Source organism: Pedobacter suwonensis (assembly GCF_900111825.1).
GTDB lineage: Bacteria > Bacteroidota > Bacteroidia > Sphingobacteriales > Sphingobacteriaceae > Pedobacter > Pedobacter suwonensis.
The window spans coordinates 186842-198257 of the sequence record NZ_FOJM01000012.1 but is presented as its reverse complement, the minus strand read 5'-3'; the positions used below and the strand labels follow the sequence as shown (position 1 = coordinate 198257).

Below are 11416 nucleotides of genomic sequence, written 5' to 3'. Positions count from 1 at the left end.
GTGGAGAATAACGTATTAAGACAAGCTGCCGAACAACAGTTTAAGCAGGAAATTGAAGAGTTAAAAAAGGAAGATAAACATGTAAAACCTGTAAACTGGCAGTTATCGCCACATGCCGTGATCGATTATTTAATGGGCAAAAAACTGGGGAATGGTTTTGAGGTAACCCCAAAATATATTGGTAACAGAAGGCTGATGGAAATCGCTGTAGCGACGTTAACTACCGATAGGGCTTTATTGTTATATGGTTTACCAGGTACGGCCAAATCATGGGTTTCAGAACACATTACTGCTGCGATTACCGGCGATTCTAATCTGGTGATACAAGGTACGGCAGGTACCAGTGAGGAAGCGGTGCGTTATGGCTGGAATTATGCCATGTTATTATCAGCAGGTCCGGTTAAAGAAGCCATTGTAGAAACACCTGTAATGCGGGCAATGAAAGAAGGCAAGATTGTACGTATTGAAGAGCTTACCAGAATTGCAGCCGATGTTCAGGATTCACTGATTACCATTCTGTCCGAAAAAATGTTACCTATACCCGAACTAAATACGCAGGTGCAGGCGGTGCAGGGTTTTAACGTAATTGCAACCGCAAATAACCGGGATAAAGGGGTAAATGAACTCTCAAGCGCACTAAAAAGACGTTTTAATACGGTTATTTTACCTGTACCTACTTCAATTGAGGAAGAAGTTAATATTGTTGAACAAAGGGTGGCCAGTTTTAGCATGTCAATTAACCTGCCTGTTCAAAAATCGATAACCGAAGAGATCAGGAGGATCGTAACCATTTTTAGGGAACTCCGTAACGGTGTTTCGCTTGATGGTAAAACCAAACTGAAATCGCCGTCGGGCACGCTAAGTACGGCAGAAGCCATTTCAGTAATGAATAATGGATTGGCATTGGCCTATCATTTCGGCGACGGATCTTTAAAAGCTGATGATATTGCCAGCGGTATTATCGGTTCGGTAATCAAAGATCCTGTACAAGATAAAATTGTGATGCAGGAATACATGGAAACCGTTCTGAAACAAAAAGACGGATGGAAAGACATTTATAGGGCTTGTAGAGATATCGTTTAATATGTCTGTTCATCTTTTAGGAATCAGGCACCATGGCCCCGGATCTGCCCGCCATGTTCTGGAAGCACTGCAAAACCTCAGGCCCGATGTGATATTGGTTGAAGGTCCACCAGAGGGAGAGGCTATTTTAAAGTGGGTGGGCGATCAGGAAATGAAACCGCCGGTTGCCTTATTGGCTTATGTGCCTGATAATCCGAAACAATCCGTGTTTTATCCTTTTGCAGAATTTTCGCCAGAGTGGCAGGCCATTGTTTATGGTTTGAAAAATAAAATTCCGGTAAGGTTTATCGATATGCCCCTTATCCATAAACTGGTAGAAGTGCATGCAGAGGAATCACCCGAAAATGCTACACCTGATATAGGTATGGCAGATGAAGTAGCGGACTTTATTCCTGTTACTAAAAATCCGTTATCCCATCTGGCTGAGATTGCTGGTTTCGATGATCAGGAAGAGTGGTGGGAACATCATTTCGAGATTGCAAAGCAACCCGAAGATGTTTTTGCATCAATAGGAGAGGCCATAGGCGCATTAAGGGAGGGGCTAACAGAGAATAACAAGGTTGAAAAAATCCGTGAGGCATTTATGCGTAGAGGCATCAGGCAGGCAGAACGTGAAATGTATAGTTCAATTACGGTAATATGTGGAGCTTGGCATGTACCTGCCTTACAGAATATGCCCAAACAAAAGGATGATGATGCACTGTTAAAAAATTTGCCTAAAACTAAAATCGAAACTACATGGATTCCATGGACGAATGACCGCCTTGCTTTCGAAAGTGGGTATGGTGCTGGTTTGGATTCGCCTGGCTGGTACAAGCATATCTGGAACAACCAAAATGATGATGGCACAAGGTGGTTAACCTACAGTGCCAATGTTTTCAGGAGTAACAAGATCGACATCTCTTCCGCACACATTATTGAGGCTGTAAGGCTGGCTAATACCTTGGCAGCATTAAGAAATCTAAGCAAAGCTGGCTTAAAAGAACTCAATGAAGCCACCCAAACAGTAATGTGTATGGGCGATGATATTCAGATGCAACTAATCAGATCGGAACTGATTATCGGTAACGATATGGGATCTGTACCAGCGGGAATTCCACAGGTACCCCTGCAGAAAGATTTTGAACAACAGGTTAAAAGCCTGCGCCTAAAAGTAATCAACGAAGAAAAAATACTTAATTTAGATTTAAGGGAAACAAGTGGTCTGCAAAAAAGTATCCTGTTCCATCGCTTGCTGATATTGGATATTAAATGGGCAAAGCAAAGATATATTTCGGGTAAAGGTACTTTTAAGGAAGAGTGGCTATTGCTCTGGTATCCCGAGCTGTCCATTGCGCTACTCGAAAAAGCACCTTGGGGCAATACGGTTGAATCGGCCTGTAACCATTACCTGAAACATATTTCATCTAACTGTGGACACCTTGCCCAGATCACTGAACTGGTAAGCAAAGCACTACCTGCTGATCTTCACGAAGGTGTACAAATATTGTTGACGAGGATGGATGAACTGGCCGCGATGACATCAGATATCGCCATGCTAATGGATGCATTTATCCCATTAACGGAAGTAAGCCGCTATGGCAACGTTCGTAAAACTGATCAGGAAACCATAGGTGCTATTCTACAATCGATCTTTTTTCGTTTAAATGCAGGTTTGCCATCGAGCTGTTTCGGAATTGATGAAGAGCAGTCTGTTCTTGTTGCAGATAAGATCAAAGCTGTAAACAAAGCGATTTTGTTTTTGGAAGATGAGATGATGAAAAACGCTTGGCTCGAAACCCTTGCCACAGTATTAAAACAAAAAAATGTGGTACCGCTGGTTCATGGGACCTGCTGTAAACTATTGTACGATTCAAAAGTAATTGGTACAGAGGAAACTGCCCTGAAATTTAGCAGGGCACTTTCTGGGGGTAATGATCCATCATATTCTGCCTTGTGGATAGAAGGCTTTTTAAAAGATGCAGCAACGGTTTTAGTCTTTGACCACGAAATTTGGGAAATTCTGAATAACTGGTTATCGGAAGTAAGTGCTGAAGTATTTTTAGAGGTTGTTCCACTGTTGAGAAGAACCTTTGCCGCTTATACCCCATCCGAAAAAAATAGTATTGCACAAAAGGTTAAGCAGGCACCGACGTTAGGGAGAAGCTTTACACAGAAGGATGAAGTTGATGTAGCGCGGGCGGAAATGGTTTTGCCTGTACTCGAAAAAATACTTGGTTTTTAAGCTTATGCTATGCAAGAAGAACTAGAAAAAAGATGGAGGCTGATATTGGGCGGGCAAACCCGGCAGGAGCTGGATGTAGTGCTCACAAAGCAGGAAACCGGCATCGACAATACTTTGGAGGCTTTATATAACTCAGATCGGAAAGGTGGTTTAGGACCTTCATCGCCAAATGTTTCGAGATGGCTGGGTGATATCCGTGAATACTTTCCGCAAACTGTGGTAAAAGTAATGCAGCAAGATGCTATTAAACGGATCAATCTTACTTCTATGCTCAACGAGCCAGAGATACTCGGAACACTTATTCCTGACGTTCATTTGGTGGCAAACTTAATGACTTTAGGCCGGGCTATTCCTCAAAAAACAAAGGCAACGGCACGTTTAGTGGTTCAAAAAGTAGTTGATGAGCTGATGCAGAAATTAATGACGCCAACCCAACAGGCCATCATTGGGAGTCTTAACCGTTCAGCGAGAAACAGAAGGCCCAAACATAACGAGATCAACTGGGCCGAAACCATTAAACGGAACCTTAAACATTACCAACCTGAATATAAAACCGTTATTCCTGAAATCCGAATCGGTTATGGACGGAAACGGAAATCAATGAAAGACATTGTGCTCTGTTTGGATCAAAGTGGATCGATGGGAACCTCTGTAGTTTATTCGGGGATTTTTGGCGCCGTAATGGCTTCAATTCCGGCAATTAATACCAAAATGGTGGTTTTTGATACCGAAGTTGCTGATTTAACCGAGGAACTCCATGATCCGGTTGATCTGCTTTTTGGTGTTCAGCTCGGAGGAGGTACCGATATCAATAAGGCATTAACCTATTGTGCTCAGATAATAACAAAGCCGTTGGATACGGTATTGATACTGATTACCGATTTATACGAAGGCGGGAATTTGGAAGCAATGAAAAATATGGCTGCACAGCTGGTTAACAATGGGGTACAATTGATTACACTTTTGGCGCTTAATGATGATGGCTCAACAGCTTTTGATCACCACAATGCCGAATTTCTATCGTCACTGGGCGTACCTGTTTTTGCCTGTACGCCTGATCTGTTTCCCGAATTAATGGCAGCGGCGTTGAATAAACAAGACATTAATCAATGGGCTGGCGATCATGATATTAAAGTACATGCCAAATAAAACCCTAAAAAAAATGCCTTACCGATTTGGAAAGGCATTTTTTGTACGCTTAAATAGCTGCTTAAAAAGAATAAGTCAATCCGCCGAAAATATTAAATCCGTTTGCCTGGTAATATAAATACCTGCTGTAGTTGTTGTTTAAAATATTGTTCGCTTTAGCAAAAACAGAGAATTTTTTATTGATCCTGTAATCTGCACCAAGGCCTAAATCTACATATCCTTTAACGGTCTCAATAAGTTCTATGCCCGGGTTCGGAATTACATATTGTGAAGCAGGAACCGGCGCACCTGTATATACTTTAGCTTTTACATCATCCTGAATGACTACTCCAGCATTAAAGCTTAGTTTTTTGTTGAAAGTATACATAAAGTTCGAACTCACTTTTAAGCCCGGCTTAAACCAGGAGTAGGTTTCAGAAGCCGGCTTCCAATCGTCCAGGTTTAATTTTCCGGTCCATTTTAAAGCATCGCTTACCTGAACTGAAATTTCGCCTTCCAGACCAGTTAATTTTGTTTTGCCGAAATCGTAAATGACATCGAACTTATTAAAGTCGGTAAAGTTGTTTACAAACAAAGGCATATCATCAAACTGTTTTACATAGATACGGGCTTTGTAACCAAAACCAGGTCCGCCTGTACCTTTAACACCCGCGCTGAAACTTAATTTTTCTACAGTATTTTTAACCAGGATATTACTGTTTAGCCATGGATTTTCATCGGTAAAGTTTTTTAACGAGTTTCTGTTTACATCTCCTTTAACTTCTCCAAAAACCTGTAAATAATCAGGAATCAGCGTAAAGTCGGCCGTAACCGCAGGGAATACCTTCGTGCTGCTATAGGCACCAAATTCCTGAACGAAATTAACGCCTGCGGTAATTTTAGCCCCCTTAACCTGTAAGCGGATATAAGGGTTTAAACGCAGCAAATTGTTGCCAACACTCGTTAAAGCATCTTTCGTGTTTCCAAATTCAGTTGACGCAGCTAAGCCAAGGTTTAAAGAATTAATACGCTTGTTAACATAACCGTTTAAACTCAGGTAATTTTCTTTAGCGCTAAATTTATCGTTCCAGATATAGCCATTGGCTTTTAAGGCATAGCTAAAAGCATCTTCGTCCTCAGTGAAGTTTTTCACCAATTCGCCTTCTAATTCGATGGTCGTTAATGCCTGTTTATCCGGATTGGGATTTAGCGTAGTCCTGCTGTTGTCGATCCCATAAAAATAAGTGCCGTTACGCTCAAAATTAATGCGCCCACTTACTGTATTCTCATCCAAAATACTGCGACCGAAAACGCTTAACTGTTGGTTGCTACTGTTCTGTTTATTTAACTTTCCTTCCTGACTGAAGTGTTTAAAATAGCCACCAACCTGTAATCCTTCATCTTTGCCAGTGTTGAAATATGCTTCTCCTAAAAGAGTAGCCAAAGAACCAAATCCACCTTTTACATAATTGTTGACTAAAATGCTTTCCTTTTCTTCGGCAAGTGCCTGGGCCTGTAATTTTTGGATATCACTGTTTAGTTCCAGCTTTCTATCCATAATGCTGTAGTTTAATTTAGCCTTATATGTTTTAACGTCATCCAAATTTGGGCTTCGTCTCAACTTTACTGCTTCGGCCAAAATGGGTTTGTATGGGCGCACTACTTCAATCTCTTCTTTTACTACGCCTTTTTCCTCCGTTTTTTTATCCTGGGCCTGTGCGGTCATTAAGCCGGCAGCTACAAAAAACAGCGAACTATATATATATTTAATCGATTTCATAATTGCTACTTCTTCTTGTTTAGTTTTTCTAGTTTTTCTTTGGCTGTCGGAATGATATCGTCCTTGCCTTCGTAATTATCAATAATACTGAGAAGTGTACTTTTCGCCTGTAAATTGTCTTTAAGTGCTACATAATTATCAGATAAAAGGATAAAAGCTTTCGCTACCCAATAATCGTAAGCGGCCATATTGTTAATCAGGTCAAAGCAGGTTTTAGATGAAGTTTTGAAATCACCTTTGTTGTATTCCAATAAAGCTAAATTGTACTTGGCTTCGGCAGCAGCAACAGTTTTGGTTTTGGCCACTACATTCTTAAACTCTTTTATGGCAGTTGTAGTGTCGCCTTTTAGTAAATAAGCTTTACCGGAGTATAAGCCGGAACTGTTTTTTTCTTCTTCCGATGCTTTTTCTGATTCTTTAGTCAGCTGCGCGTACTTAAGCATGTCATCAGGCATGTTTAAGGCGGTATAAGCCTTTAACAAGTTATTGATAGCAAAACTATAATGCGATTTATAATCAGTAGTTGTTTCCAGTCTTTTCAGGTAAACAATGGCTTCATTGTATTTTTTCTGGTTTAAAAACAGTTGCGAGATACTTACCAATGAACGCTCCGTATAATCACTTGTCCAGTCGTTTAAGATAAATTCGTAATCAGGAATGGCTTCATCCGGGCGACCTAATTTAACCAATGATTCAGCTCTGATAAATTTAGCTTCCTTTTCATGTATCGCTTTAGGGAACTTATCAAAATAAGCATTTATCGCCTGGAAAGCGCCGTTTGCATCTCCTTTTAGATAGGTATTGTTAGCTGCAGCAAATACAATGTTATCCTGCTCTGCGCCAGAGTAATTTCCCAGTGGAGTAGTGGTGGCATACGCAATAAAGCCATCCGCATCACCACGGTCTACATAAATATTTTTAATTGATTCCATCGCCTGTTTAGCTTCATCGGCAGTTGGATAATCACGGATTACTTTTTTAAACGATTCTAAAGCAGCATCATCCTGATCCTGATTATATTGAACCAGACCAATGGTAACCAGTGCTTTAGCTACGTAGCTGCTTCGTGGGTATTTGGCAACCAAAGCTACTAGGTCAGATTTGGATTTATCAAAATCACCTTTATTGAAATAGGTATAGGCTGTTTCGAAACCGGCATCATCCGCGTAGTTTGAGTTTGGAAAAGCCTTCAATAAGTTTTGCATGGTTGCAATTTTCGCATCATACTGATTTTCCAATCCCTGGATCATCCCTTTCTGGAAAGTAGCATAATCCTCGGAAGTGGTATGTCTGTTGATGATCTTATTGTAATTCGCCATCGCGTCACCATAATTCTTATTAACGAAATACGAATCGGCTAACCGGATAGTGGCATCATCAATGGTTTTTTGATCTTTATCGTTGCCTGCAAGGAATTTTTCGAAATAATTGGCCGCCTTGCTGTATTTTTCATCTTCAAAAGCTGCATAAGCTAAAGCATAGTTGGCAAAATTGTATACACCTGTCTTATCGGCATCCGGCATTTTCAGGAATTTCTCGAAAGTGCTAACTGCTTCTCCATACTTACGAAGTTCGTACATCGATTCTGCTTTCCAATAGGTGTTTAAAGCATAAATCTCATTGTCTTCCGGAAATTTGTCGGAGCGTAAAAACATGGATAAGGCATTTGGGAAAGCCCTTTCGTTGTAAAACTCCAATCCTCTGAAGTAAGTAACCTTTTGATAGGCTTCTTTAGCCTCCAGGTTTTTATCAGGAATAGGTTCTAAAATATCTACAGCGGCCTGATAATTTTTAGTGGTTAATAAAACCTCGCCCAATAAAGTTTTCGCTTCGTTTATTTTACGCGATTTTGGAAACGTTTTTAAGAAACCCTGTGTAGCTTCAAGGGCCTGCTGGTGGAATTCTAATTCATAGCTTAATTTAGCGTAGTTTAACCAGGCTTCTTCCTGTATACTTTTATCGAAACTCAAGCGTGAAGCCCTGAAAAAGGCACTTTGTGCTTTCTGTTTGTTTCCCAGCTGGATAAAAGCCTTACCTAACGTATGCATACCGTTTTGCAGGTAAATATCATCGTTATTCAGTTTTTCTAAAACGGTAACCGCTTCTTTGTACTTTTTATTCTGGAACAGACTGTATCCATATTGATAAATAAAAAGGTTGTTTTTGGTTTCGCTCTTGTCTTTTGCATAATATTCTGCAAAATATTTTTCCGCATTTTTGAATTCAGATTTTGCAAAGTAAGATGCCGCAACCAGGCTCAGCATCTCTGGTTCAAACTGTTGTTTTGTTTTTTGAATGGCTGCCAGCGCATAGCTGATCACATCATCATAACGCTCATCCAGGTAGTACATTGATGTGATATAATATGGATAACTCGCCTCATAGGTAGGTGAGCCCTTCAGCTTTTCGAAGTTGGCCAATGCCGTTTTATACTCTTTATTTAAGTAATTGATGTAGGCGAAGTAGTAAGTGGCACTTTCCTGAAAATCACCTTCTTCTTTTTTTACTTTTTCGAATAAAGGCTCTGCCTTATCGTAGTCTTTAAGTTCAAAATAGGCATAACCCTGCTTAAACTGGTATTCATTTCTTTGTTTGCCCGAAAGAGTAGAAGGGTCGGTTTTTTCGAACCACTCTAACGCTTTTTTGTAGTTTTTTTGATTGAAATAAGTTTTTCCAACGTAGAAATAAGCCAGTTTGGTATTCGGATTTAACGGATAATCGCGGATGAATGCCTGAAACAGACTCTCGGCATCGGCATTGGTCAGTTCCAATGCACAAACAGCTGCATAAAACTTTGCGTTTTCCTTAAGTAACGACAGTTCGGCATTGCTTTCTGTCTGGGTAGAAGGTTTATAACGTTGCAGCTCAACGAGTTTAAATTGTTGCGCAGCTGCCGTATATTTTTCTTTGTCTAATAATTCTAAGCCCGTTTGATAGTTTTTGTTGAGGTTTTGCACTGCACTAACTTGCGCATAAGTGCTAAAACTTCCTGCTAAAATTAGCGGAATTAGTAAGTATTTTTTCTGCATCGGTTTCAAATATGGTTGGTACTAAATTAGAAATAGTATCAGAGCTTATCAACAGAAGTAATTAACATCTGTTAATAACACAAATTAACGACGGGATTCTTGGTTTGGTATTAAAGGGCGATCGAATGTGGAAAAGTTAGGTTCAATGGTCGTCAGTCCATTCGTCATTGATATCGCCGCATCCGGTATCGGTTCAGTGGCCGATTGGCATTGGTTTATTATTCCCTCCATCAAATCTATGTAGAAATTCGCGTAGAAGGTTAATTGGTTAGTTGTTTAAATCTGTTAATTGCAGGAAAAAAATAGACTCCCGACTCAGGACTCCAAACTAACAACTCCAAACTCCAAACTAATTTATCCCTGACTGGCTAGCAGATACAACACGGCCATTCGGACGGCCACTCCATTCTCTACCTGTTCCAAAATAATCGATTGTTTACTGTCGGCCACATCGCTGGTGATTTCCACACCTCTGTTTATCGGACCAGGGTGCATTACGATGATTTCTTTATCAAGGTTATCTAAGATCTGTTTATTTAAGCCATACATCAAGGCATACTCTCTTAAAGATGGGAAATATTTTATATCCTGACGCTCGAGCTGGATACGCAACATATTGGCCACATCACACCAGTTCAGCGCTTTAATCAGATTATGTTCAACTTTTACGCCAAGTTGATGGATATGTTTGGGGATTAAGGTGGTAGGGCCACAAACCATCACCTCTGCACCTAAGCGCTGCAGGCAAAGAATGTTGGATATCGCAACACGAGAGTGCATAATATCCCCTACGATAACCACTTTTTTGCCAGCCACATCGCCCAATTTCTGGCGGATGGAGAAGGCGTCGAGTAAGGCCTGGGTAGGGTGTTCATGCGCGCCATCTCCTGCATTTACAATCTGGGCTTTTACATGTTTACTTAAAAACTGGCCTGCCCCGGCATAAGGATGACGCATCACTACCATATCAACTTTCATGGATAAGATATTATTTACCGTATCGATGAGGGTTTCTCCTTTACTTACCGATGATGAGGAGGCTGCAAAATTAATCACATCAGCCGAAAGTCTTTTTTCAGCAAGTTCGAAAGAAAGTTTGGTGCGGGTAGAGTTTTCGAAAAAGATATTGGCAATCGTAATGTCACGAAGTGAAGGAACCTTTTTAATTGGTCGGTTAATCACTTCCTTGAAATTATCTGCAGTCTCGAAAATCAATTCGATATCATTCCGGTTAATATCTTTAATGCCTAAAAGATGTCGGGTTGATAATTTTTCTGCTGCCATTTTTTATTTATTGTTTTTCTCTGTTTTATTATTTGGTTTTAATTGTCAGATAGCGCTTCCATGCCAAATATTCCTATTGTAAGGTATTTAGGCTCATTTTGGAAGGGGCGGTTCTGATATTAAAATCACTTTATCTTCACTTCCTTCGCTGGCCCAGGTTACTTTTACCTGTTGTGAATTTAAGCTGTCTACCTGATGACCAATGTAATCAGGTTCTATAGGTAAGTGTCGGCTAAACCTCCGGTCTATTAAAACCAAGAGCTCCACTTTTTCAGGGCGGCCATAAGCAAGCAGGGCGTCGAGCGCTGCCCTAATGGTTCTGCCTGTCCAGAGTACATCATCAATCAGGATTACTTTTTTGCCTTCAATAATGAAATCCATCGAGTTGCTGCTCGCGGTAACCAATCCGTCTTTTCGTCGGAAATCATCTCTAAAGAAAGTAATGTCAAGGTTTCCCTTTAAAATTTTCTTGTTTTTTAAGATCTGTTGAAGATCCTGATGAATGCGGTCAGCCAAAAAGATACCTCTTGGCTGGATGCCAATTAAAACGGTATTTGCGAAATCGTCGTGGTTTTCAATTAATTGATGGCAGAGCCTCTTAATTGTAATCTGAATTTTTTGTCCGTCAAGAAGTGTTTTCTTTTGCATTGAAGAAGGATTGGGCAAATATATAAAAATGTTTTAAGCTAAGAAAGTTGAACATTGATTGTTTTAACGATTCTGCGGCTAAAATGTTCGTTATCAAAAAGTAAAAGGAAAAAAATAATTTTATGTGGATGGAAATGGTAAATCACAAAAAGGGTGAAGTTAGTCCGACAGGAGTAATTCGACTTAAGGTTTAGACTTTCTGCTTTTCGCTTAAATTTTGATCGGAGTTATGGCTGTTTT

At 40.2% G+C, this 11416-nt stretch carries 7 protein-coding genes; 3 read left to right on the top strand and 4 right to left on the bottom strand.

Annotated elements, in window-relative coordinates; genetic code table 11:
- The 3 genes from BM107_RS16470 to BM107_RS16460 are packed head-to-tail and all read left to right on the top strand — an operon-like array spanning position 1 to position 4456.
- Positions 1-1083 (top strand): ATP-binding protein, encoded by a 1083-nt coding sequence (locus BM107_RS16470; protein WP_090985304.1) that lies wholly within the window; start codon positions 1-3, stop codon positions 1081-1083.
- Between the two features lies 1 nt (position 1084).
- Entirely contained in the window at positions 1085-3307 is a 2223-nt protein-coding gene (locus tag BM107_RS16465; RefSeq protein WP_090985302.1) for a DUF5682 family protein, read from the top strand.
- A 9-nt stretch (positions 3308-3316) separates the two neighbouring features.
- Positions 3317-4456 (top strand): vWA domain-containing protein, encoded by a 1140-nt coding sequence (locus tag BM107_RS16460; protein WP_090985299.1) that lies wholly within the window; start codon positions 3317-3319, stop codon positions 4454-4456.
- Positions 4457-4517: 61 nt separating this feature from the next.
- On the opposite strand, the gene BM107_RS16455 is transcribed toward BM107_RS16460, so the two are convergent.
- The 4 genes from BM107_RS16455 to pyrR form a co-directional block, all read right to left on the bottom strand.
- Complete coding sequence (locus BM107_RS16455) at positions 4518-6215, bottom strand: TonB-dependent receptor (protein ID WP_090985297.1); 1698 nt, start codon at positions 6213-6215, stop codon at positions 4518-4520.
- A gap of 5 nt (positions 6216-6220) precedes the next feature.
- The gene (locus BM107_RS16450; protein WP_090985295.1) at positions 6221-9244 is read right to left on the bottom strand and encodes a tetratricopeptide repeat protein; all 3024 of its coding nucleotides are present in this window, start codon (positions 9242-9244) and stop codon (positions 6221-6223) included.
- 354 nt (positions 9245-9598) lie between these two features.
- A complete protein-coding gene (locus BM107_RS16445; RefSeq protein ID WP_090985292.1) occupies positions 9599-10528 on the bottom strand; it encodes an aspartate carbamoyltransferase catalytic subunit in 930 nt (309 codons plus the stop codon).
- Between the two features lie 93 nt (positions 10529-10621).
- A complete protein-coding gene (gene pyrR / locus BM107_RS16440; RefSeq protein ID WP_090985290.1) occupies positions 10622-11176 on the bottom strand; it encodes a bifunctional pyr operon transcriptional regulator/uracil phosphoribosyltransferase PyrR in 555 nt (184 codons plus the stop codon).
- Positions 11177-11416 lie beyond the last annotated feature (240 nt).

What these genes read in the sequence shown, in the direction of transcription:
- BM107_RS16445 (WP_090985292.1), bottom strand. Translation starts at nt 10,528, where the DNA reads ATGGCAGCAGAAAAATTATCAACCCGACATCTTTTAGGCATTAAAGAT.
- BM107_RS16460 (WP_090985299.1), top strand. Translation starts at nt 3,317, where the DNA reads ATGCAAGAAGAACTAGAAAAAAGATGGAGGCTGATATTGGGCGGGCAA.
- pyrR (WP_090985290.1), bottom strand. Translation starts at nt 11,176, where the DNA reads ATGCAAAAGAAAACACTTCTTGACGGACAAAAAATTCAGATTACAATT.
- BM107_RS16450 (WP_090985295.1), bottom strand. Translation starts at nt 9,244, where the DNA reads ATGCAGAAAAAATACTTACTAATTCCGCTAATTTTAGCAGGAAGTTTT.
- BM107_RS16465 (WP_090985302.1), top strand. Translation starts at nt 1,085, where the DNA reads ATGTCTGTTCATCTTTTAGGAATCAGGCACCATGGCCCCGGATCTGCC.
- BM107_RS16455 (WP_090985297.1), bottom strand. Translation starts at nt 6,215, where the DNA reads ATGAAATCGATTAAATATATATATAGTTCGCTGTTTTTTGTAGCTGCC.